This is a genomic window from Pseudomonas sp. NFACC05-1 (genome assembly GCF_900100135.1).
GTDB classification, from domain to species: Bacteria; Pseudomonadota; Gammaproteobacteria; order Pseudomonadales; family Pseudomonadaceae; genus Aquipseudomonas; species Aquipseudomonas fluorescens_Q.
The window spans coordinates 193034-216914 of sequence record NZ_FMTR01000005.1; the positions used below are offsets into that span (position 1 = coordinate 193034).

Annotated in this window: 20 protein-coding genes; 13 read left to right on the plus strand and 7 right to left on the minus strand. The window is 63.2% G+C overall.

The window, feature by feature from the left end; genetic code table 11:
* Positions 1–8 precede the first annotated feature (8 nt).
* The 7 genes from BLO97_RS10830 to BLO97_RS10860 form a co-directional block, all read right to left on the minus strand.
* Entirely contained in the window at positions 9–2726 is a 2718-nt protein-coding gene (locus BLO97_RS10830; protein ID WP_092345846.1) for a nitrate reductase, read from the minus strand.
* Complete coding sequence (gene nirD, locus BLO97_RS10835) at positions 2726–3043, minus strand: nitrite reductase small subunit NirD (protein ID WP_014337336.1); 318 nt, start codon at positions 3041–3043, stop codon at positions 2726–2728. Before nirD ends, BLO97_RS10830 begins: the two co-directional genes overlap by 1 nt.
* A complete protein-coding gene (gene nirB / locus BLO97_RS10840; RefSeq protein WP_092144743.1) occupies positions 3040–5493 on the minus strand; it encodes a nitrite reductase large subunit NirB in 2454 nt (817 codons plus the stop codon). The genes nirD and nirB overlap by 4 nt, the downstream gene beginning before the upstream one ends.
* 455 nt (positions 5494–5948) lie before the next feature.
* Positions 5949–7622 carry a bifunctional protein-serine/threonine kinase/phosphatase gene (locus BLO97_RS10845; RefSeq protein WP_092345848.1) on the minus strand — a complete coding sequence of 558 codons (1674 nt, stop codon included), beginning with the start codon at positions 7620–7622 and terminating at the stop codon, positions 5949–5951.
* A 9-nt stretch (positions 7623–7631) separates the two neighbouring features.
* Positions 7632–8843, minus strand: coding sequence for a nitrate/nitrite transporter (locus BLO97_RS10850; RefSeq protein ID WP_039589025.1), 1212 nt, complete (start codon positions 8841–8843; stop codon positions 7632–7634).
* Between the two features lie 370 nt (positions 8844–9213).
* Positions 9214–9789, minus strand: coding sequence for an ANTAR domain-containing response regulator (locus BLO97_RS10855; protein ID WP_025212689.1), 576 nt, complete (start codon positions 9787–9789; stop codon positions 9214–9216).
* 14 nt (positions 9790–9803) lie between these two features.
* Positions 9804–11015, minus strand: coding sequence for a CmpA/NrtA family ABC transporter substrate-binding protein (locus tag BLO97_RS10860; RefSeq protein ID WP_092345850.1), 1212 nt, complete (start codon positions 11013–11015; stop codon positions 9804–9806).
* Between the two features lie 243 nt (positions 11016–11258).
* On the opposite strand from BLO97_RS10860, the gene BLO97_RS10865 reads away from it, so the two are divergent.
* The 13 genes from BLO97_RS10865 to sicA all read left to right on the plus strand — a co-directional run bounded on the left by BLO97_RS10865 (position 11259) and on the right by sicA (position 23880).
* Positions 11259–11996: a helix-turn-helix domain-containing protein gene (locus BLO97_RS10865; protein WP_092151044.1), complete on the plus strand. Its 738-nt coding sequence runs from the start codon at positions 11259–11261 to the stop codon at positions 11994–11996.
* Between the two features lie 4 nt (positions 11997–12000).
* The gene (gene sctC / locus BLO97_RS10870; RefSeq protein ID WP_092151047.1) at positions 12001–13656 is read left to right on the plus strand and encodes a type III secretion system outer membrane ring subunit SctC; all 1656 of its coding nucleotides are present in this window, start codon (positions 12001–12003) and stop codon (positions 13654–13656) included.
* Entirely contained in the window at positions 13653–14756 is a 1104-nt protein-coding gene (gene sctW, locus BLO97_RS10875; RefSeq protein WP_092345852.1) for a type III secretion system gatekeeper subunit SctW, read from the plus strand. Before sctC ends, sctW begins: the two co-directional genes overlap by 4 nt.
* 2 nt (positions 14757–14758) lie before the next feature.
* A complete protein-coding gene (locus BLO97_RS10880; RefSeq protein ID WP_275261138.1) occupies positions 14759–16810 on the plus strand; it encodes an EscV/YscV/HrcV family type III secretion system export apparatus protein in 2052 nt (683 codons plus the stop codon).
* 11 nt (positions 16811–16821) lie between these two features.
* Positions 16822–18120 (plus strand): type III secretion system ATPase SctN, encoded by a 1299-nt coding sequence (gene sctN, locus BLO97_RS10885; RefSeq protein ID WP_092223005.1) that lies wholly within the window; start codon positions 16822–16824, stop codon positions 18118–18120.
* Positions 18104–18559, plus strand: coding sequence for a type III secretion protein (locus BLO97_RS10890; RefSeq protein WP_092345854.1), 456 nt, complete (start codon positions 18104–18106; stop codon positions 18557–18559). The genes sctN and BLO97_RS10890 overlap by 17 nt, the downstream gene beginning before the upstream one ends.
* Complete coding sequence (locus BLO97_RS10895) at positions 18556–19431, plus strand: SpaN/EivJ family type III secretion system needle length determinant (protein ID WP_175489839.1); 876 nt, start codon at positions 18556–18558, stop codon at positions 19429–19431. Before BLO97_RS10890 ends, BLO97_RS10895 begins: the two co-directional genes overlap by 4 nt.
* Positions 19428–20351 (plus strand): FliM/FliN family flagellar motor switch protein, encoded by a 924-nt coding sequence (locus tag BLO97_RS10900; protein WP_092345856.1) that lies wholly within the window; start codon positions 19428–19430, stop codon positions 20349–20351. The genes BLO97_RS10895 and BLO97_RS10900 overlap by 4 nt, the downstream gene beginning before the upstream one ends.
* A complete protein-coding gene (locus BLO97_RS10905) occupies positions 20344–21003 on the plus strand; it encodes an EscR/YscR/HrcR family type III secretion system export apparatus protein (protein ID WP_092345858.1) in 660 nt (219 codons plus the stop codon). Before BLO97_RS10900 ends, BLO97_RS10905 begins: the two co-directional genes overlap by 8 nt.
* An 8-nt stretch (positions 21004–21011) precedes the next feature.
* Entirely contained in the window at positions 21012–21266 is a 255-nt protein-coding gene (locus BLO97_RS10910; RefSeq protein WP_020795892.1) for an EscS/YscS/HrcS family type III secretion system export apparatus protein, read from the plus strand.
* A 4-nt stretch (positions 21267–21270) separates the two neighbouring features.
* Positions 21271–22074 carry a type III secretion system export apparatus subunit SctT gene (gene sctT, locus BLO97_RS10915; protein ID WP_092151065.1) on the plus strand — a complete coding sequence of 268 codons (804 nt, stop codon included), beginning with the start codon at positions 21271–21273 and terminating at the stop codon, positions 22072–22074.
* Positions 22049–23083: an EscU/YscU/HrcU family type III secretion system export apparatus switch protein gene (locus BLO97_RS10920; RefSeq protein ID WP_092345860.1), complete on the plus strand. Its 1035-nt coding sequence runs from the start codon at positions 22049–22051 to the stop codon at positions 23081–23083. The genes sctT and BLO97_RS10920 overlap by 26 nt, the downstream gene beginning before the upstream one ends.
* Before the next feature lie 314 nt (positions 23084–23397).
* Positions 23398–23880: a type III secretion system translocator chaperone SicA gene (sicA, locus tag BLO97_RS10925; protein WP_092345862.1), complete on the plus strand. Its 483-nt coding sequence runs from the start codon at positions 23398–23400 to the stop codon at positions 23878–23880.
* Position 23881: the final 1 nt, after the last annotated feature.

Sequence of the window (23881 nt, forward strand, 5' to 3'; positions counted from 1 at the left end):
TGTTTTCCTCACGAGATAGCCGCCAGTGGTTGCGCAGTGGCAACCAGCAGACGCTTGATTTCCGGTACGCAGGAGCCGCATTGCGTGCCACAGCCCAGCTCCTGTTTGAGCCCCTGCAAGTCCAGGCCACGTTCAATACCTGCGCAGATCGCACGCTGGCTGACGTTCATGCAGTTGCACAGCGTTTTGCTGCCACCCGTTGCTGCGCCGACATTGCCCGGCGGCGCGCTCAAAGGCGCCAGCAGCCAGCGCCGCAGTTGTTCATCGGCACGACCTTCCAGCCACAGGTTCTGCAACCAGTGTCGGGCCAGGGTTTCGCCGGCCAGGCGAATAGCGGTGATGCGGCCGTTTTCGATGCGCACCCGCTTACCGATGGAGCGACGCGGATCGTCATAGGCCAGCACCGGCCCATCAATCAAACCCAATTGTTCGTCGATGGCCTGGAGCAGTTGCGGTTCAGGGGCAACGGCGCTGGCAGCGCGAATCAGCAATGCGGGACGCTCACGGCCAGTCAGGCTCAGGCTGACGTAGGAAAACGCCTCGCACAGGGGGCGCAGGGCCTCCAGATGCTGTTGAACATCACCTTCGATCAAGGCGAAAAGCTGCCAAGGCAGGTTCACCGCTTCCAGGCGCACACCGCTGTGCTTGAGTTCCGGTTGTTTCGACAAGGGATCGAAGGCGGGTTGCGTCAGGGTATTGACCCCACCCTTGAGGAACCGGTCGCCCCAGTGCATGGGCAGGAACGCCTGGCCGGGACGCACGCTATCGTCGCTGTCCACGGCCACGATCACGCTGCCGCGACGACTCTTGAGGCTGACCAGGTCGCCCGCTTGCAGGCGATGGCGCTGCAGTTCGTCGGGATGCAGGCTCAGTACCGCTTCGTTCACATGACCAAACAACTGGGCGGCGGTGCCGGTGCGGCTCATGCCGTGCCATTGGTCGCGTAGCCGACCGGTGTTGAGGGTCAGCGGGTAGCGGGCGTCACGCAGTTCCTTGGCGGCGCGATACGGGTCGGCCACGAACCGGGCGCGGCCGCTGTCGGTGGGAAAAATCCCGTCCACGTACAGGCGCGCCGTTCCGACGGTCGCGCCTTCCGGGAAGGGCCATTGCTGCGGACCGAGTTGATCGATCAACGCATGGCTGATGCCGGACAAGTCCAGGTCGCGACCCCGGGTCAGTTGCTTGTATTCATCGAACAGTTGGGCTGGGGTTTCAAAGGCGAACAGGCTGGGCTGGCCGGGCCGCAGGCGTTTCTCCAGGCGTTGTGCGAAATCCACCGTGATTGCCCAGTCCGGCCGTGCTTCACCCGGCGCGCCGATTGCCTGGCGGACGTGGGAAATGCGCCGTTCGGAGTTGGTCACCGAACCTTCTTTCTCGCCCCAGCTGGCCGCCGGCAGCAGCAGGTCGGCGAATGCGGCGGTTTCGGTGGTCCGGAACGCCTCCTGCAGGACCACGAACGGGCAGGCTTGCAGGGCTTCACGTACCGCGGTCTGGTCCGGCATCGATTGGGCGGGGTTGGTGCAGGCGATCCACAAGGCCTTGATCTTGCCGCTGCGAACCTGCTCGAACAATTCGATGGCGCTCAAGCCCGTGGTGGCGGGCAATTGCTCGACGCCCCAGTAACGGGCGACGTCGGCGCGATGCGCCGGGTTGGCGGCTTCGCGATGGCCCGGCAGCAGGTTCGACAGGCTGCCGGTTTCCCGTCCGCCCATGGCATTGGGTTGGCCGGTCAGCGAGAACGGTCCCGCACCCGGCCGACCGATTTGCCCGGTGGCCAGGTGCAGGTTGATCAGGGCGCTGTTCTTGGCGCTGCCGGCGGTGGACTGGTTCAAACCCATGCACCATAACGACAGAAAGCTTGGCGACGTGCCGACCCATTCGGCGCACTGATGCAGTTGTTCGACGCTGATGCCGCATAACTGGGCGACCATCGCCGGGGTGTAGTCGCGCACCAGGTTTTTCAGGTCCGCCAGGCCTTCGGTGTGGGCCTTGATGAAGTCGCGGTCAATCCAGTCTTCCCACAGCAGCAAGTGCAGAATCCCATGGAACAAGGCGACATCGGTGCCCGGCAGGATCGCCAGGTGCAGGTCTGCCAGGTCGCAGGTGTCGGTGCGCCGGGGGTCGATGACGATGATTTTCATCTGTGGCCGGCGGGATTTGGCCTCTTCAAGGCGGCGAAACAGGATCGGGTGGGCGTAGGCCATGTTACTGCCGACGATCATCACGCAGTCGCTCAGCTCCAGGTCTTCATAGCTGCAGGGCGGGGCGTCGGCGCCGAGGCTGCGCTTGTAGCCCACCACGGCGGAGGACATGCACAGCCGCGAATTGCTGTCGATGTTATTGGTGCCGACCAATGCCCGGGCGAGCTTGTTGAAGGCGTAGTAGTCCTCGGTCAGCAATTGGCCGGAGATGTAGAACGCCACGCTGTCCGGGCCGTGCTCGGCGATGGTCTCGGCGAAGACGCTGGCGGCGTGATCGAGGGCGCTGTCCCAGTCGCTGCGGGCCCGGGCCAGGCCTTTGCCCAGGCGCAGTTCCGGGTAGAGGGCGCGAGCGGCGAGGTCGCCGGTCAGGTGCAGGGTGGAGCCCTTGCTGCACAGTTTGCCAAAGTTGGCCGGATGGGCGGGATCGCCACTGACGCCGAGGATGCGCTCGCCGTCATGCTCGATCAGGACGCCGCAACCGACCCCGCAATAACAGCAGGTCGAGGCAGTGATCTGGCGGTTCATCAGCTTGCGTCCCGCAATGCCAGCTGCACCCGACCGTTCTCGACCCGTGCCGAATGATGATGGGCGCAGCCCACATCCGGAGCCTGGGCCTGGCCGGTTTCCAAGTCGATCTGCCAATTGTGCAGCGGGCAGGCCACGCGTTTGCCATAGACCAAGCCTTGGGACAGCGGGCCACCCTTGTGCGGGCAACGGTCATCGAGGGCGAAGACTTCATCGTCGCTGGTCCGAAAAATCGCGATATCGCCTTTCGGGCCATTGATGATGCGCGAGCCGAGGATATTGATCTCTTCCAGTGCGCAGATATCCAGCCAGTTCATGCCGGCACCTCCAGGTTTTTCACGGGGATGACCTCGAACTCTTTTTTCAGCTGGGGTTGTTCCAGGCGCTGTTTCCAAGGGTCCTGTTCCAGCGACAGGGAAAACTTCAGGCGTTCATGGAGGGCTTTTCGCCGTTCCGGGTCCTCAAGCACGGCTTTCTTGATGTGCTCCATGCCGACCCGCTGCATGTAGTGCACGGTGCGTTCGAGGTAGAAGGCTTCTTCGCGGTACAGCTGCAGGAAGGCACCGTTGTATTCACGCACTTCCTCGGCGGTCTTGAGCTTGACGAAAAACTCGGCGACCTCGGTCTTGATCCCGCCGTTGCCACCGATGTACATCTCCCAGCCGGAGTCGACACCGATAATGCCGACGTCCTTGATGCCGGCTTCCGAGCAGTTGCGCGGGCAACCGGAGACGGCCAGCTTGACCTTGTGGGGCGACCACATGTTGAACAGGTCGTGCTCCAGTTCGATACCCAGTTGGGTCGAGTTTTGCGTGCCGAAGCGACAGAACTCACTGCCCACGCAGGTTTTCACGGTACGGATGGATTTGCCGTAGGCGTGGCCGGACGGCATGTCCAGGTCTTTCCACACGCCGGGCAGGTCCTGCTTCTTGATGCCCAGCAGGTCGATGCGCTGGCCGCCGGTGACCTTGACCATGGGTACGTTGTATTTGTCGGCCACGTCGGCGATGCGCCGCAGTTCCGAAGGATTGGTCACGCCGCCCCACATCCGCGGCACGACCGAGTAGGTGCCGTCTTTCTGGATGTTGGCGTGGGCGCGTTCGTTGATCAGGCGCGACTGCGGGTCGTCCTGGGCTTCGCCGGGCCAGGTGGAGATCAGGTAGTAGTTCAGTGCCGGGCGGCAGGTGGCGCAGCCGTTCGGGGTCCGCCAGTTCAGGTAGCTCATGGCACCGGCGATGGTCAGCAGGTGCTGGTCGCGGATTGCCTGGCGGATCTGGCCGTGGTTGAGGTCGCTGCAACCACAGATGGCTTTTTCGCTCTTGGGCTTGACGTCTGCCGCGCCACCCACGGTGTTGATCAGGATCTGTTCCACCAGGCCGGCGCAGGAGCCGCAGGAGCTGGCGGCCTTGGTGTGTTTCTTCACGTCATCGACGCTGAACAACCCGTGTTCCTGGATCGCCTTGACGATGGTGCCCTTGCACACGCCATTGCAACCGCAGACTTCGGCGCTGTCGGCCATGCTCATGGCTTTGTCCTGGCCTTGGTGACCGACGTCGCCCAAGGCGTTCTCGCCAAACATCAGGTGATCGCGGATCTCGCTGATGCCGTGGTTTTCCCGGATCTGGCGGAAGTACCAGCCGCCATCTGCGGTATCGCCGTACAGGCAGGCGCCGACCAGCACGTCATCCTTGATCACCAGCTTTTTGTAGACGCCGCCGATCGGGTCGGAAAGGGTGATGGTTTCGGTGCCTTCGCCGCCCATGAAGTCCCCGGCGGAGAACAGGTCGATACCGGTGACCTTGAGTTTGGTCGAGGTCACTGAGCCCTTGTAGGTGGCGAAGCCCAGTTGTGCGAGGTGGTTGGCGCAGACCTTGGCCTGTTCGAACAACGGCGCCACCAGGCCGTAAGCGGTGCCACGGTGGCTGGCGCATTCACCGATGGCGTAGATGCGCGGGTCGTAGGTTTGCATCGTGTCGTTGACCAGGATCCCGCGGTTGCAGGGGATGCCGGATTTTTCCGCCAATTCGGTATTGGGCCGGATGCCGGCGGCCATCACCACCAGGTCGGCGGGGATGATGTCGCCGTTCTTGAACTGCACCGAGCCGACCCGGCCATTGCCGGCGTCGTGCAGGGCCTGGGTCTGCTCGCTGAGGCGGAATTTCAAGCCCCGGTTTTCCAGGGCGGTCTGCAGCAGTTGGCCGCTGGTCTTGTCCAGTTGCCGTTCCAGCAGCCATTCGCCCAGGTGCACCACGGTCACGTCCATGCCCCGCAGCTTCAAGCCGTTGGCGGCTTCCAGGCCGAGCAGGCCGCCGCCGATGACCACGGCGTGCTTGTGAGTCTTGGCGGTGTCGATCATCGCCTGGGTGTCGGCGATGTCGCGGTAGCCGATCACGCCTTCCAGGGTGTTGCCGGGAATCGGCAGGATGAAGGGCGTGGAGCCGGTGGCGATCAGCAGGCGGTCGTATTCGGCTTCGCTGCCGTCTTCGGCGATAACCCGGCGCTTGACCCGATCGATCTCCACCACCTTGCGGTTGAGCAGCAGCTTGATGTTGTTGTCCAGGTACCAGCTCAGGTCGTTGAGCACGATCTCCTCGAACGTCTGCTCACCGGCCAGCACCGGCGAGAGCAGGATGCGGTTGTAGTTGGTGTGGGGCTCGGCGCCGAACACTGTGATGTCGTACAGCTCGTTGCTCAGCTTGAGCAGTTCCTCGAGGGTTCGAACCCCGGCCATGCCGTTGCCGATCATTACCAGTTTGAGTTTTTTCATCAGGGTTCTCCGCAAGCTCAGGTCCGCTTTATCACGGTGATCGGACTGGCTCGGCAATTTTTACGAAAACAAAAAAAGGCGTCCCGCTAGCAAGCTAGCGAGGACGCCTTTGTCCTGGTCCCGTTCTCTCGGGAAGCACCGCCTTCATCGTTGGAGGCGTTGCTTTATGTATGGTGAGAGAGGTTATGCAGTGGTTGTGCCAAGTGGCTTTAAGGTGCGGATTTATTGAGCTGCGGGTTGGTTGAGCGGATTGGGGAGGGATTTATTGCACCGAATCAAAGCGTGTTGCCCGGTAATGGAGCGTAGTGAACTAGGCCCTGTGGCGAGGGGATTTATCCCCGTTGGGCTGCGCAAGTGGCCCCAAGCCAGGCAACGCGGTGTGCCAGGAAGATTGAGATCATTGCTTTAGGGCTGCTTGCGCAGCCCAGCGGGGATAAATCCCCTCGCCACAATAATCATGAGCCGTGAAACACCAAAAACAGCAGGACAATGTTCACCACCAGGGACACCAGCGCCAAGGTCCGCCAGACCTTCAGCGGCTCGCGCTCCAACAGTGGCCGGGGCCTTACGTTCAAGCTGCGGCGTTCACCCTGCTCCAGCAGCAACAACCACTCTTCGGCGGTTTCAAAGCGTTGCTCCGGGTCTGCGGCGACAGCGCGTTCCAGGCTTTGCCCGAGCCATTCGGCCAGGTCCGGCCGATAGCGACTGGCACTGACCGGTACGCCAAAGCGCGGGCGTTGGAACGCTTCGATTTCGCCGTAGGGATAATGCCCGGTCAGCAGGAAGTACAAGGTCACGCCGACCGAGTACAAGTCCTGTTGCGCCGTCGGTGCGGCGCCGCCGAAGGCTTCCGGGGCGATGTAGCTGGGGGTGCCGGGCAAGACGTTGGCCTGGTCCTCGGACAGGCCCGGGCAGTACGCCAGGCCGAAATCCAGCAAACGCAATTCCCCGTCATCCCCCAGGTGCAGGTTTTCCGGCTTGATGTCGCGGTGGTAGATCTGCCTTCGATGTAACAGGCCTACTGCCCGTACCAGCCGCTGCGCCAGGTCCAGCCACTGGGCCAGAGGCAGTGGCCCGCCCTGGTTGAACAGCTCGGCCAGGGTCGCGCCCGGATATTCACGCATCACGTAGTACAAATGCTGACGCTGGGGAACGCCATGGACCTCGGGAAACTGCCGCCCGGCGACGCGCTTGAGAAACCACTCCTCCGAGAGCAACGCCTGCCCCGCGCGGCTATCGTCCCGTAGTTGCGCGGGCAGGGTTTTCAGCAGCCAAGGTTGGCCCTGACCATCGTGTACCCGGTAGAGCAACGATTGCTGGCTGTGGCCGAGCAGGCTTTCGATCTGCCAGCCCTCGAACACCTGGCCCGGTTTCAGCGCAGGCGGCAGGGGCCATTGCTGCAACTGGATCAGCGCATCGCCGATGCTCGCTTCGCCCACCGCGTCGACCCGCACCAGCAAGGCACTGGCGTTGTCCTGGCTGCCGGCCAGGTGCGCGGCGTTGACCAGGGTCTGGGCGGCGACGTCCAGGTCCGGTTGATCCCGAAGAATGCCGGCAATGGCCGTGTCGCCCAGCACCGCCCAGACGCCATCACTGAGCAATACGAAGGTTTCGTCGATGCGCAGTTCGCCGTCAAGAAAGTCGAGGATCAGGTGTTGGTCCAGGCCCAGGGCACGCTTGAGCACATGCTGCATGCCCTGTTGTTCCCAGACGTGGTCTTCGCTGACCCGTTGCAGATGATCGGCGTGCCAGCGGTAGACCCGGCAATCGCCGACGTGGGCCAAGGTGAAGCGCCGACCCCGCAGGACCAGGGCGCTGACGGTGGTGAGCAGCGGCTGTCCGCCACCGTTGGCTTGCAGCCAGCGATTCTGCGCCAACAGCAACCGGTCCAATGCCTGGGCCACGCCCCAGGTCTGTGGCGTGGAGTAGTAATCCAGGGCCAGGGCCTGCAAGGTCGAACGGGCGGCCAGCCCGCCATCGGCGCATTGGCTCACGCCGTCGGCGATGGCGAACAGGTATCCCTTGCTGGCGGCCAGGGCCGGGGCGGGGGTGACCAGGCGCAGGGCGTCCTGGTTTTCCTCCCGCGGGCCGATGGCACTGGCTTCGGCGAAACTCAGTTGCAGGCTCATGGAGGCTATTTATACCCGAGCCGCAGTGACGGCGGCCGAACCCCAAGTGGTCCTCCAACGGCGCTTGACGCCGTGCAGGCCGAACCAGGCCAGGACACCGAGGCTGGCAAACAACCACAGTGCCAGTTGATAGCTGCCGGTGCTCTGCTTGATCGCGCCCATGCCCGCCGCGAGGGCGAAGCCGCCGATGCCGCCGGCCATGCCGATCAGCCCGGTCATCACGCCGATCTCGCGACGGAAGCGTTGTGGCACCAGTTGGAACACCGCGCCGTTGCCCGCACCCAAACCGAGCATGGTGCAGACGAACAGAGCCAGGGCGGCGTAGGAGCTCGGCAGGTTGAAACCCACTGCGGCGATGCAGACGGCCGCGACGGTGTACATGCCCAGCAAGGTGCGGATGCCGCCGAAACGGTCCGCCAGGGCGCCGCCCAATGGACGCATCAGGCTGCCACCGAAGACGCAGGCGGCGGTGTAGTAGCCAGCGGTGACCGGGCTCAGGCCATATTGGTCGTTGAAGTAGCCGGGCAGGGCGCTGGCCAGGCCGATGAAGCCGCCGAAGGTCACGCTGTAGAAGAACATGAACCACCAGCTGTCGCGGTCGCCCAGGGCCTTGAGGTAGTCGGCCATGGATTTGGCTTTCGGCCGCTCGGGAGCGTTCTTGGCCAGCCAGGCAAAGAGCACCAGGGTCAGCACCAGCGGGATCAGCGCGAAGCCGAACACGTTGCTCCAGCCGAATGCCACCGCCATCACCGGGGCGATCAACGCCGCGAGCACGGTGCCCGAGTTACCGGCACCGGCAATACCCATGGCCTTGCCCTGGTGCTGTGGCGGATACCACTGGGACGCCAGCGGCAGGGCCACGGCGAACGAAGCGCCGGCCACGCCCAGAAACAGGCCTAGCAACAACGCTTGCTCGTAGCTGTGGATGCCCAGTTTCCAGGCGCAGAACAGCGCACCGATCACAATCACCTGGCCCACCATGCCAGCAGTCTTCGGCGAAATCCGATCGGCCAGCAGGCCCATGAACAACCGCAGTACGGCGCCAGCCAGGATCGGCGTCGCGACCATCAGGCCGCGTTGCTGGGTGGTCAGGTGCAGGTCGGCAGAGATCTGTACCGCCAGTGGACCGAGCAGGTACCAGACCATGAAGCTCAGGTCGAAGTAGAGGAAGGCCGCGAACAGTGTCGGGGTATGGCCGGATTTCCAGAAGCTTGAATTCATCGCGCACCTCAGCTGTAAAAGTCTCGAGAAATGAGTCAGTGCTTTGAGCAGTGCGCCGCCTGTGGTCGCACCACCGGCCCCGAGGGGCCAAAACAAAAAAACGCCGCAACCCGGATCGCCAGAGAGGCAAGGAGGGTGTGCGACGTCTTTGTCGTAGGTGGGGCAACCGCCGTTGGTTACCTGTGGGTTTGCTTAAGCGAGATCTGTGCCAAGTCTGTCACGATCATTCCTACGCTCTGCGCGGGAATGCCGCGCCAGGGACGCTCCGCGTTCCGCTTCACAAGGTGACGCAGAACGTCACAGGATGCATTCCAACGCAGAGCGTGGGAACGATCATCAGTAGGGCGGTAAGGCAGGCGCTACAAGGCTTTCAGCCCAGCAGCTCATTCATGGCAATGATCTGCTCCGCCACCTGGATCAGCTTCTGCTGGCGGCTCATGGCCTGGCGGCGCATCAGGGTGTAGGCCTGTTCTTCGTTGCATTCTTTCATCTTCATCAGCATGCCCTTGGCCAGTTCGATGCGCTTGCGCTCGGCCAGTTGCTGGTCGCGGGCCAGGAGCTGGGCGCGCAGGGCCTGGTCGCTTTCGAAGCGGGCCATGGCCACGTCGAGGATCGGTTGCAGGCGTGCGGCGTGGATGCCTTCGACGATGTAGGCGCTCACCCCCGACTTGATCGCCTGGCGCATCACGTCGGGGTCGTGCTCGTCGGTAAACATGACGATCGGTCGTGGTTGGTCGCGGCTGACCAGCACCACTTGCTCCATGACATCGCGTCCGGGTGACTCGGTATCGATCAAAATCACGTCCGGACGCACCGTTTCGACGCGCGCCGGCAGGTCGATGGTCAATCCGGATTCATCGATGACTTCGAATCCGGCTTCAATCAGGGCGGCTTTGAGGCGGCCGACTTTTTTCGCGGTGTCGTTGATCAGCAGGATACGCAGCATGGTCGAGGCTCCTGTCAGCGGCTGGCGAAAAGGGGAGCCGCATCGCTCAAGGCGTGCAGTTTGAAGCTGCGGGCATACTTGGCCGGGTCCGAACCGTCCCAGGTGGTGCCATCGATCAACTGGCTGCTGCGCATGTCCTGGCGCGGGGACACGATGCCCAGTGCGCCAGCGGCTTCACGGTACAGCTTGAGCTGCTGGACGTCCTGGGCCACGGCCAGGTAATCCGGGTCTTCGCGCAACAGGCCCCAGCGGCGGAACTGGGTCATGAACCACATGCCGTCGGACAGGTACGGCAGGTTCACCTCGCCATTGCCATGAAAGCGCATGGCATGGGGATCCTGCCAACTGTTGCCCAGGCCATCGGCGTAGATCCCCAGCAAGCGCGGCTCGATGCAGTCCAGTGGTGCGTCGAGGTATTCGGGCGCGCTCAACAGTTGTGCGGTGCTGCGACGGTTTTCGCTGCTTTGTTCGATGAAGCGGCTGGCTTCGAGGATCGCCATCACCAGGGCCCGGGCGGTATTGGGGTACTGCTCGACGAATGCGCGGGTGCAGCCCAGGACTTTTTCCGGGTGATCGGGCCAGATGGTCTGGGTGGTCGCCAGGGTAAAACCCAGGTTCTGCTTCACCGCGCTGGCGCACCAGGGTTCACCGACGCAAAAACCGTCGATACGTCCGGCTTGCAGGTGCGCGATCATTTGCGGCGGCGGCACCACCACGCTGTCGACATCCGACAACGGATGGATGCCCTGGGCCGCAAGCCAGTAATACAGCCACATGGCATGGGTGCCGGTGGGGAAGGTCTGGGCGAAGGTCAGTTTCGGGCGAGTTTGGTGCACGTGCCGTTCCAGTGCCTCAGGACTGGTCACGCCCTGGGCCTGCAAGCCATGGGACAGGTTGATGCTCTGGCCGTTCTGGTTCAGGCCCATCAGCACGGCCATGTCGGTCGGCGCGACGCCGCCGATCCCCAGGTGCACGGCGTAGATCAGGCCGTACAGGCTGTGGGCGGCATCGATTTCACCACTGACCAGCTTGTCCCGCAGGTTGGCCCAGGACGTCTGGCGCTTGAGGTTCAGGGTCAGGCCGTAGGGTTGGGCGAAGCCCTGGGTGGCGGCCACGACCACCGGGGCACAGTCACTCAAGGCCATGAAACCCAGGTTGACTGCGCTCTTTTCCGGGGCATCGCTACCGTTGACCCAGGCCAGGGGATTGGCTGGAACTTCATTCATCGCGCATCACCTTCCACGTAAAAAAAGCGCCGTACCCAGCGCTGCCAGGGCAGGGCCGGATGACGACGCCGTTGTCCTTTAAATCAGTGTGGCACTCATTCCGCCATTGGCATGGGCGCCGATGAACGAAAAGGGTGCAAGGCATATGCCAGTGCGTGCCCCATCACCTTTCCATCAAGATTCAAGACGCCGGGTCTTTCATCCTGTCGGCCCTTCCAAGGCTACGTAGCAAAGGAGACCGGTGTGCAGGACAAATCATCTCGCTCCACGGCATTGCCTGAACAGCGCGAACGGGTGCTGCACCTGCGTGTCGCGCAAAGCCCGGTTCAACTGAGCGCCGCGAGGTTTGGCGTCAGTCATCGCCTGCCGGTCGGTTGGGAAGGGGTGGTGGTGGCGGGTGATTCGCTGCGCTGGAGTGGTGGCCCGTTGCAGGTCCAGCCTGTGACTGCGGCGCCGCTGGTGAAGTTGCAGGCTTTTTTCGACATGAGCAATGCCTTCGTCGAGGTCGGGCAACGGGGGGCAGTTGGACCGTGGGCCCTGTTGCCGGTGACCGAGGAAGTCGTCCGCTCCCAGGAACGATTCGAACGCTGGTTCATCGGCCAGGCGCTGGGCGGCACCGCGGCCTATCACGCGGCTGCCAACCTGTTGCGGCATCACGAGAGCTACGGGCTCGTACGGTTTTTATTGGAACAAGGCACGCACAGCGAAAAACTTAACACGCTGGCCCAGCGCTACGGCGTGTCGGTTTCGCATTTTCGGCGGCTGTGCCAACAGGCATTGGGGAGCGCGGCCAAACCGGTGCTGCGCGGCTGGCGCACGGCCCAGGCGCTGCTGAACATGAGTCTTCAGGACGGCTCGTTGACCGACGTGGCGCTGGAGTTCGGCTTTGCCTCCTCTTCACACTTTTCCAAGGAAGTCCGCGAACTGGTGGGCTTCGCCCCCAGCAGCCTGGCGGATATCACCTACCTGCCAGGCAAGTGAGTCGATGAGCCAGCGACGATTTTCCCTGACCCTTTCATGGCTGTGCCTGAGTACCGCCATGCTGCTCCCAGCATTGGCCGCCCGGGCCGATGTCTACACCTTCGAAGCCCGAGAGCAGAGCGCGCGGACTTTTTTCAGCGAGTTGTCCGGGTCGTTGGGCAAGCCGGTCATTGTCAGCAAGGCCGCGGCGGCCAAACGGATCGGCGGTACGTTCGATCTGCGCACCCCGCAACGGACTTTCGAGCGTGTCAGCGCGCAGATGGGGCTGATCTGGTACAGCGATGGCCAGGCGATTTATCTGTATGACGCCTCGGAAATCAAAAGCGCGATGATGTCGCTGCAGACCCTGACCGTCGCCAAGCTCCAGGCCTTCCTGGGGCGTTCGGGGCTGCACGATGTCCGGTATCCGTTGCGTCACGACGGTCTGCGGACATTCCATGTCTCGGGCCCGCCGATCTATGTCGACCTGGTGGTGCAAGCCGCCGGCTTGATGGACAACCAGCGCTCGGAGCTGCTGCTGGGCAAGCAGCAGATCGGTGTGATCCAAGTGCGAAACACCTTTGTCAGTGACCGCAACTATGAGCTGCGCGACGACAAGGTGACCATTCCAGGGCTGGCCACTGTGATCGAGGCCCTGTTGCGCGGCGAAAAGCACGAGGTCGAGCCGTCGGTGGCGCAAGGCACCGCGTCGGGGGTGCGGGGCGCGATGCCGCTGTTTCCCCTGGAGGGCCTGGCGGACACCCCCTCGAACCAAGACCCGACGGCCCCGCGAATCATTGCGCGGGAGGTGGCCGCCGGCAACATTCGGGTGGTGGCCTACCCGGACACCAACAGCCTGTTGGTCAAGGGGCTGCCGGAGCAGGTGCGCTTCATCGAGAACCTGGTCAATGCCCTGGACACGCCGAAACGCCACGTCGAGTTGTCGTTGTGGATCATCGACCTGCACAAGGATGAGCTCAACCAACTGGGCATCAACTGGCAAGGCGCGGTGAAGTCCGGGGCCACCTTCAGCGCATCGCTCAACGCCGGCTCGGCGACCACCCTCGATGGCGCCTCGTTCGTCACCCAGGTCATGGCCCTGGAGCGGACCCAGCGGGCCAATGTCGTCTCGCGCCCGGTGATCCTGACCCAAGAGAACGTGCCGGCGATCTTCGACAACAACCGCACCTTCTATGCCCCCTTGGTCGGGGAGCGCAGTGTCGATCTGCAGCATGTGACCTATGGCACGTTGGTGAATGTACTGCCGCGTTTCGCCCACGCGGACGAGATCGAGATGTCGCTCAATATCGAGGACGGCAACGAAGTCGAGAGTCCGGGCCAGGGTGAGCGCCAGGGCGCGTTGCCGACGGTCGGTCGCACCCGCATCAGTACCGTAGCGCGAGTACCCCAAGGCAAGAGTCTGTTGGTGGGCGGTTTCACCCGCGATGACCACGGCGAGCAGATCGGGCGCGTCCCGGTGTTGGGGGCGATTCCCTGGATCGGTCGGTTATTCAGCTATCGTCAGGGGCGCTCGGCCAACACGGTGCGTGTGTTCCTGATCCAGCCCAAGGAGATTCGCGAGGCTTTTGAACCGGCCACGAGCGAGCCGGGCGGGCAGTTACTGACCCCGCAGCAGCACGAACGGGTGCGTCGGATGTACTTCCGGATGTCAGAGAAATGATGCTGCCCCCGGTTTCCCTCGGTGGCCGGGCCGCCCAGGCGCGGCTGAATGCCGAGAAAGCCGCCGAACATCCACAGCCGCCAGTCGATGCCGAGGCGCCGGAGGACAGCGCAACGGCTGCGGTGGCGCAGCGCCTCGTACAGATCAGCGACGAACTCTCGGCGGCATTGACCCAGTTCCGTGGCCGCCGGTTGTTCGAGCTCAAATCCGAGGCCATGACCGACACCTTCGAGCGCGTGCTGGAAGACGACACAGTGCCCAAGGCGCGGCAGGTGCTGAGTCTGGCGCGGTTGGCGGACAAACCCGTCGCCTGGTTACTGCAAATGGCGCGAAGCCTGTTTCCCGACGACAGCGACCTGGCCCTGGTGCTACGGGCGTTGTTGCGCCGCAAGAACCTGGAGACGCTGACCCGGCAGCGCCTCGAAACGCTGTTGCAGACGGTGGTTGCCCAAGCCTCCCCCAAGCGCTTGAACGCCGGGATCAACGCGGCGCTCAAGGCCCGGATGTTCGGCAAGAGCCTGGCGGTGCGAGCCGGCCTGTTGCGCGAGACTTACCGGGATTTCCTCGAGTCCGACGAAGGCCCGCTCAGTTGTTACCAGGACTGGATCGCCCTGTATGGCGCGGCGCAACGCAGCGGGGTGCTGGCCTTCATCGAAGCGGCGGTGCTCACCGACATCAGCGCCCAGGACCCCAGTTGTTCGCGCGCCGAGTTCGGCCAATTGCTAGCAAAGGTGACCGACCTCAAGCGCCTGCGTTCGGCCGATGAGCTGTTTATCGGCGCAGTGCTTGGCGATGCCGTCATCTGCCGACACAACCCCGAGGAGTCCAACTGGTTGGTGTTCCTCTTCGGCGTGTTGACCTACCCCGATGATCTCGACCAGTTATTGCTCGGTGCGTTGGGCGAACAAGTGCTGCTCAGTGCCCACCGTGAGCGATCGATACTCTTGCAGACCCTGCGCCGGCTCAGCCTGCGGTTGCCCTTGCCCCTGTTTGCCGATGAGGAGGCGCCACAGCGCCTGGCCACCCAGTTCACCCGCTTGGCGGACGTCGCCTATGCCCATGAATGCATCGATCAGCGCCGCTCGGGCGGTTGCCCATGACCCTGCTCAATGGGTTCTTGCGCAACGTCGGCGCTCGCCCGGAACTGCTGATCCTGACCTTGATGGTGATGATCATCGCCATGCTGATCATCCCCTTGCCCACGGTGCTGGTGGATTTTCTCATCGGCCTGAACATCGTCATCTCCCTGTTGGTGTTCATGGGCTCGTTCTACATCGAGCGCATCCTCAGCTATTCGACGTTCCCGGCGTTGCTGCTGCTGACGACCTTGTTTCGCCTGGCGCTGTCGATCAGCACCAGCCGGCTGATCCTCAGCCAAGCCGATGCCGGCGAGATCATCGCCTCGTTCGGTGACTTTGTGATCGGCGAAAGCCTGGTGGTGGGCTTCGTGATTTTTTCCATCGTCACCATCGTCCAGTTCATCGTGATCACCAAAGGCTCGGAGCGGGTGGCGGAAGTCGCCGCGCGCTTCTCCCTGGACGGGATGCCGGGCAAGCAAATGAGCATCGACGGTGACCTCAAGGCCGGCGCCATCGACGCGGCCCAGGCCCGGGAAAAACGCAGCGTGCTGGAGCGCGAAAGCCAGCTGTACGGGTCTTTTGACGGGGCGATGAAATTCATCAAGGGCGATGCCATCGCCGGGATCATCATTATCTTCGTCAACTTTATCGGCGGCATGGCCATCGGCGTCGGCCAGCTGGGCATGGACCTGTCCACCGCGCTGTCGACCTACACCCTGTTGACCATCGGCGATGGCCTGGTGGCCCAGATCCCGGCGCTGCTGATCGCCATCGGTGCCGGCTTCATCGTCACCCGCGTCAACGGCGACGACAGCAACCTGGGGCGCAACATGCTCACCCAGATGCTCGGCAACCCGTTCGTCCTTGGTGTTACCGCCTTGCTGGCGGTGGGTGTGGGGCTGTTGCCGGGTTTCCCGTTGCTGACGTTCCTGTCGATTGCCGGCGTGCTGGGCCTGGTGGTGTTTGTGCGCCAGCGCAAATCGTCGCGACAGGCTAGTCCGGGCGAAAGCCGCGCCGAAGCCGCCGAGCAAAACACGCTGCCGAGCGAGTCAGGGCTGCTCGATGACGTCGACAACCTCGCGACAGAAACCATTGCCTTGATGCTGCTGGTGCCCAAGACGCAACTCGAAGCGCTGGAAAAGCAGCGTTGGGCGGCGCGCTTTCGCAGCCAGTTTTTCGTCGACTACGGCTTGCGCATCCCCGAGCCACGGCTGCGGGCCAGCGAGGCGCTGCCGGCGCATCAAGTGGCGGTGTTGATCAACGAAGTGCGGGCCGAGCAGTTCGACATTCATTTCGATCACTGGCGCCTGCTGGATTACTCGCCGGAGCTGGACCCCCTGGGCTTTGCCTTGGTGCGCGGCAACGACAGCAATCGCCTGGGCGGTGTCTGGGTCAGCGCCGCCGACCGCGAGCGGGTGCAGCAGTTGGGCTATCACCTACGGCCCGCCGATGAAGAATGCTATCGCTGCCTGGTCACGCTGCTGGCGCGCAACATCCAGGAGTTCTTCGGCGTGCAGGAAACCAAGCAGTTGCTCGACGAAATGGAAACCCGCTGCCCCGACCTGCTCAAGGAAGTCTATCGCCACGTCACCGTGCAGAAAATCGCCGAAGTGCTGCAGCGCCTGATCGGCGAGCGCATCTCTGTGCGCAACATGAAGCTGATCCTCGAATCCCTTGCCCATTGGGCCTCCCGGGAAAAGGACGTGCTGGCGCTGGTCGAACACGTGCGCGGCGCCATGGCCCGCTACATCAGCAACAAGTTTGCCCAGGGCAACGACCTGCGCGTGCTGCTGTTGTCGCCAGAGTTCGAAGAAGTGGTGCGCCGTGGCATCCGGCAAACCTCCGGCGGCAGTTTCCTCAACCTGGAACCGGCCGAATCGGAAGAACTGATGGACCGCCTCAGTGTCGGCCTGGACAGCGTGCACATCGCCCACAAGGACATGGTGTTGCTGTGTTCGGTCGATGTGCGGCGCTACATCAAGAAACTCATCGAGGGACGTTTCCGGGAGCTGGACGTCATGTCGTTCGGCGAAATCTCCGAGAGCGTGTCCGTCAATGTCATCAAAACCCTGTGAGGACACTGCACATGGCGGTTGGAAATAGCCTCCGCCTGGAGCGACAGGCGGCCCACCCCTTGCGCTTGAGCGGACCACTGATAGAAGCGGCGCTGCCCGGGGTGGTGGTCGGCGAAGTCTGCGAAGTGCGTCGGCACTGGCGCTCGCCCGAGGTCGCGGCCAGGGCGCAGGTGATCGGCTTCAAGCCCGGTGCCGTGTTGCTCAGCCTGCTGGGTGATGGCAAAGGCTTGTCCCGGGAGTCGATGATCGTGCCCACCGGCTCGACCTTGCAACTGACCTGCAGTGACGCCTTGCTCGGCAGTGTGGTCGATCCCCAGGGCACGATCGTCGAGCGCCTGGCGCCTTCGACGGCGGTGGCGCAACGGGATTGTCCGGTGGATGCCGACCCGCCGTCCTACCAGCAGCGACGCCCGGTGGCGGAATCGCTGCGCACCGGCATCCGCGTCATCGATGGCTTACTGACCTGTGGTGTCGGTCAGCGCATCGGCATTTTTGCCGCCGCCGGTTCCGGCAAGACCACCTTGATCAACATGCTGATCGAGCACACCGACGCAGAGGTCTTCGTGATCGGCCTGATTGGCGAACGTGGGCGGGAGGTGACTGAGTTCATCGCGCACCTGCGCCAGTCGCCCAAGCATTCTCGTTGCGTGGTGGTATTCGCCACTTCGGATTTTTCCTCGGTGGATCGCTGCAACTCGGCGCTGCAAGCCACCACCATCGCCGAGTATTTTCGCGACCAGGGGCGGCGCGTGGTGTTGTTGCTGGACTCGTTGACCCGCTACGCCCGCGCCCGTCGCGACCTGGCCTTGGCGGCCGGTGAAGCCCCGGCGCGGCGCGGCTATCCGGCCTCGGTGTTCGATGCCTTGCCGCGCTTGCTGGAGCGACCAGGGGTAACCGCGACCGGCAGCATCACCGCCTGGTACACGGTGCTGTTGGAAAGCGACGACGAGCCGGATCCGATCGCCGAGGAGATTCGTTCCATCCTCGATGGCCATGTCTACCTCAGCCGTGCCCTGGCGGCCAAGGGGCACTACCCGGCCATCGATGTCCTGCGCAGCGTCAGCCGGGTGGCGACCCAAGTCACCACGCCGCAGGTGCAGCAACTGGCCGCGTCGACCCGGGAAACCCTGGCCCGTCTTGAACAGTTGCAGGTCTTTCTCGACATGGGCGAGTACAGCCCGGGCGCGGACGCGGCCAATGACCACGCGATGCACCGGCGTGATGCCCTTGACCGATGGCTGCGCCAGCCGACGGGCGAGTGTTGCGAGCCGGACGAAACCTTACGGAGCCTGCATGAAATCCTTGCCTGAGCAGCGACGCTTGTTGGCCTTCAGCGAGTTCCGGCGGCAACGCGGCGAGCAGGCGCTGCTGCACGTCCAGCGCCAATTGCAGCCGCTGCTGACGGAGCGCGACGGCTTCGAGGCGCAGGAAGCCGCGCTGCAAGACCTGTTGGCCAGCCATCGCGCCAATGACTGCGTGCTGGATCACGGGCAGCTGTTGGCGCTGTTGCGTACCCAGGCGGTGATCCGTCGGCGGATCGATCTGCTGCGGGTCGAGCGTGACCGCGTGGATCAGCAGTGCCGACAGGTCGAGCAGCAGTTGCAGGTGCAGCGCGAGCGGTTGCGTGGGCTGCTGCGCAAACACGACAAGTACGAGCGTTCCGTCCAGCAACTGTTACGGGTTCAACGGCTTGAAGCGGTGCGCCGGGAAGAGCGGGAGCTGGAAGAAATGATGGAGGGACGGCGATGAAAGAGCTCTCAGTGGTTCCCGCTCGGCCGGTCCAGGTCCTGGACCCCGTCGACGAGGGCCCGATGGATGAGCTGCAAGACCTGCTTATCCCGGTGCAGGAAGATGAGCTGCCACAGGGCGTGCTGGACCTGATGGTTGCGCTGGTTCGGCCTCATCGCGAGCCGATGGACAATGGCCGTGCGCTGGCCTGGCGTTCGATGAGTATTGTTCAGGGCGGCGCGGAGGTTGAGCGTGATGGGGAGCGCTCGGGTGCCCGCGAAGCGGTGGAGGTTGAAGCCGTTCGCGCGCCACCCCGTGCCCAGGTCGCAATGACTTTTCCACACGCCGGCCCACCGCTCAGCCAGATGGCACGCCCTCCGTTGTCTCAACGCTTGGAGCCAGCGGGGGATCAATCAACGCTGCCGACCTACTCGGCATCGATCGAGCCGCCACGGCATGAGCCGTTCACCGCTGCCAGTGAGCAGTCGCTGGCCCTTGGCGATGAACCGCTGCCCCAGGCGCCGTTGAGCCTCCAAGGCACGCGTCACGCACCGACGGTTGCCACGGCATCCGTCCCTGCATCGACGCCGCCACCCGCGCTCGATGTCGTGATCGAGACGTTGCCGGGTGCGGATCGAGGGTTCCTGCAAGTCCCCTTCAACCGAGCGGGGGCCAGCGGACAAGTGACGATCAGCCGCGGGTCTGAAGAGCCCACTCGACCCCTGACGCTCAGCCCCAGCAATGCCCTGGTGTTCGAGCAACTCAAGGAACCTTTCGCCCTGGCCCGGGAGCCTGCCTGGCGGCTGACCGACAGCGGCGGCGAGCAGCCGCGCCAGGGTTCGCAGCAGGGGCCGGACGAGGATCCGGACGAACAGGCTGAGCCTGCGGCATGAGCGCATTGCAGCTGCGTCGGGTCGAGCCTTTGGTGCATGCCCACGCCCAGGCGATTCAACGCTGGCGGCGCGGCGGTCGGGACGCGGATCTGGCCAAGGTGCCCAAGCGTTCCGACTATTTGAGCTTCTGCGCACAGGGTGATGGCGGGCCCTGGCGCGGGCTGATCAGGGCCCGTGACTGGTTGCACCATTCGCTCCCGACCTTGCAAGCGCTGCTGACGCAGCCGTGCCCGTTGCCCCGTATCGTCGAGTTGTTCCGGGCGGTGCCACGGCCCTTGTCACTGGAGGTGGACGAGTTGCGTTACAGCCATCTGTCGGACATCGAATCCGTGGCCCCGGCGCGCTTGCCGACGGGCGAAGTGCCGTGGCTCGACACCCCCGGAGGGCGCGTGTGGTTGACCCAATTGCCGCCCAGGAATGCCCAGCGCGGCCCCGTAACCGCCGACTCATGGCTGAAGACGTTGCCAATGCGCCTGGAACTGATCCTCGGCGTCAGTCACCTGAGCCTTGCCAGTCGAATACGGCTGGGGGAGGGCGACGTGCTGCGCATCGCCCAGCCCATGCAACGCTGCTTTGTGGCGGGCCAATGCCTTGGCGTTTTCACCTTTACCGAAGAGGGTTTACACATGCAACCGACCATGGCCGAGGCCAGTTCAGAAAGCCCGTCAGAACCTGCCGTGGAAATCGACCTGGGATCGCTCCCGGTGCGCCTGGAATTCCTGCTCGCCACCCATGATCTCGACCTGGCCGCGCTGTCGCAGATCATCGCCGGGCAACTGATCCCGCTGGCTGACGACGCGGCCCGGCACATCGAAGTGCGCGCCAACGGCAAGCCCGTGGCCCTGGGCGAGTTGGTGCAGTTGGACGGACAGTTGGGCGTCGAATTGCTGAAGGTCTATCGGGACGGTGACGATGAATGACGTTTCGCTGATCGCGCTGCTGGCGTTCGCTTCGTTGCTGCCGTTCCTGGTGGCGGCGGGCACTTGCTACCTCAAGTTCTCGATTGTCTTCGTCATCGTGCGCAACGCCTTGGGCTTGCAGCAAGTGCCGTCGAACATGGCGCTCAATGCGATTGCCCTGATGCTCGCGGTGTTCGTCATGACGCCGGTCGTGAAGCAGGGCCATGACTACTACAAGACCGAGGCGGTGGCCTTTACCGATATCGAATCGGTGGTGAATTTCGCCGAGAACGGCCTGGGCAGCTACAAGGATTACCTGCGCAAATACACCGACCCGGAGCTGGCGCTGTTCTTCGAGCGGGCCCAGGCGGTCCAGGATGAAACCGACGCCGATTGGCCTGTCGATGAAGAACTGGCGCCTTCGCTGTTTTCGCTGTTGCCGGCCTACGCCCTGAGTGAAATCAAGAGTGCCTTCAAGATCGGCTTCTACCTGTACCTGCCCTTCGTGATTGTCGACCTGGTGATCTCCAGCATCCTGCTGGCGCTGGGCATGATGATGATGAGCCCGGTGATCATTTCCGTGCCGATCAAGCTGGTGCTGTTTGTCGCCCTGGATGGCTGGGCGCTGCTGTCCACCGGGTTGGTCAAGCAATACCTGGCCTTGCTGGCGTAGGCGCAGCCATGAACGATCTGGTCTACGCCGGCAACAAGACCCTGTACCTGATCCTGCTGATGGTGGCCTGGCCGATCATCGTCGCCACGGTGGTCGGCCTGGTGGTGGGCTTGATCCAGACCGTGACCCAGTTGCAGGAACAGACCCTGCCGTTCGGCTTCAAGCTGCTGGCGGTCGCCGCGTGCCTGTTCCTGCTCTCGGGCTGGTACGGCGAAACCTTGCTGGACTTCAGCCGCGAAGTCATCCGCCTGGCGTTGGGTTAGGCCGATGACGGTGACGCTGTTCTTCGAGCTGTATGCGGGGTTTGCCGCCGCGCTGTTGGGCGTGGCGCGCCTGGCGCCGATTTTCTTCATGTTGCCGTTTCTCAACAGCGGCGTGCTGACCGGTGTCGCGCGCCAGGCGGTGATTGTCCTGGTGGCGCTGGGGTTCTGGGCCTACGTCGGCGTGCCGACGCCCGCCCTCGACAGCCTGGCGTTCCTCGGCTTGATGCTGCGGGAGGTGAGTATCGGCGTGCTGCTGGGTGTGCTGCTGTGCTGGCCGTTCTGGGTGCTGCATGCCATGGGCAACCTGATCGATAACCAGCGCGGCGCCATGCTCAGCAGCACGGTGGATCCGGCGAACGGTGTCGACACGTCGGAGCTGGCGAATTTTCTCCAGTTGTTCGCGGCGGCGGTGTATCTCGAAGGTGGCGGCATGCTGTTGATGCTGGAAACCGTCGCGCAGAGCTATCGCATTTGTGCGCCGGGCAACGACTGCGTGATGCACTTGCCGGCTCTCCACGCGCTATTGGATGTGCTGGTGAGCAAGACGCTGGTGATCAGTGCGCCGGTGGTGGCGACCTTGCTGGTCAGCGAAGCCTTGCTCGGTTTGCTCTCGCGGTATGCGCCGCAAATGAATGCGTTCTCCGTGTCGTTGACGGTCAAGAGCCTGGTGGCGCTGGTGGTGTTGATGCTGTATTTCGGCGTGCACCTGCCAGACGAAGTCCTGCGCATGGGCGGGATGTCCGAGGGGCTGGCACAGTCTCTGGGCGATGGGGAGGGCGATCATGTCATCCAGCGCCTCGAAGACTGAAAAGCCTACCGCCAAGCGCCTGCGGGATGCCGCCCGCAAGGGCCAGACGTTCAAGGCCAAGGACCTGGTCATCACCTGCCTGACCCTGTGCGGCATCAGTTACCTGGTCTTCAACAGCTCGCTGTTCGAGATCATGGAGGTCTACCGGCGCATCATCGCCAGCGATTTTGACGTTGAACTGCAAACCTATTCGGCGATGCTGGTGCTGGTCGGCCTCAAGGCGTTGCTGCCGCTGTTGCTGGTCTGCGTGCTGACCAGTGCGTTGCCGGCGCTGCTGCAAAGCGGTTTTGCCCTGGCCAGCGAAGCGTTGAAGCTGAATCTCGGCGCGTTGAACCCGATCAATGGTTTCAAGAAATTGTTCAGCCTGCGCACGGTCAAGGACACCTTCAAGGCGCTGTTGTACCTGGGCAGTTTTGCCATGGCGCTGTGGATCGTCTGGGTCACGCAGCGGCAATTGCTGTTTGCCCAACTGTTCGCCCAGGCAGCGGACCTGTTCGCGATCTGGGGCCATCTGCTGCTGGTGCTGGTGCTGGCGTTCCTGGCCTGTATCCTGCTGATCGTCGTGCTCGATGCCCTTAGCGAATATTGGTTGTTCATGAAAGACCAGATGATGGACAAGGACGCGGTCAAGCGTGAACACAAGGAGCAGGACGGCAACCCACAGATCAAGGGCCGCCGCCGTGATTTGCACATGGAGCTGTTGTCGGAGCAGGTCAAATCCGACGTGCGCAGCTCGCGCATGATCATCGCCAATCCGACGCACATTGCCATCGGTGTGTATTTCCGCCCGGAAATCACCTTGCTGCCGTTCATCTCCCTGATGGAAACCAACCAACGCGCCCTGGCCGTGCGGGCGTATGCCAAGGCAGTCGGTGTGCCGGTGATCAACGACAAAGCCTTGGCCCGACGGATCTTCAAGACCCACCAGCGCTACAGCTTCCTCCAGGTGCAGGAAGTCGAGGAAGTGCTGCGCCTGCTGATCTGGCTGGAACAGGTCGAACAGGCGTGAGGCCAACTCACCCTCGACAGCGCCGTATACCTGTGGCGAGGGGATTTATCCCCGTTGGGCTGCGAAGCCGCCCCAAAAAAGCGGCGAGCGCTGCGCACTCGAGCGGGGATAAATCCCCTCGCCACAGAAGCAAAACCCGACGACGCGGTGTATCAGGTTGATTGCAGTGACCTCCGGGGGCTGCTGCGCAGCCCAGCGGGAGCAAGCTCCCTCGCCACAAAGGCAAGGATGAGCGCAATTTGGCAGCGTGACTATCGGCGTTTTGGCTCAATGCACCCGTCAGCAACGCTGACGCTTTTTCAGGAGTGTGGCCGATGAGTCGCGACAACAAACAAGACGAGCAGGTGGCCCTGGAGGTCGTGGACGCGGTACTCGGTGGCGCGGCGTTGAAAGACGTGCAAGGCATCAGTGACGAACACATGGACAGCCTCTATGCCTTCGCCTTCCAGTTCTACGAACAAGGACGGCTGGACGACGCCGAGAAGTTCTTCCACTTCCTGTGCATCTACGACTTCTACAACAGCCATTACTGGATGGGACTGGCGGCGGTGCACCAGCTCAAGCAAAACCACCAGAAGGCCATCGACCTGTATGCCATCGCGTTTGCCCAAGGCAAGAACGACTACCGGCCAATGCTCTACACCGGCCAGTGTCATCTGGCCCTGGGCAAGGTCGGCAAGGCCAGGTTGTGTTTCGAATACGTCATCGAGCAAGCCGCGGAAGACGATCTGCGCGAGCAGGCCAAGGTGTATCTCGACACCTTGGCCCACATGGAACTGCACTGTTCGGAGGACTGAA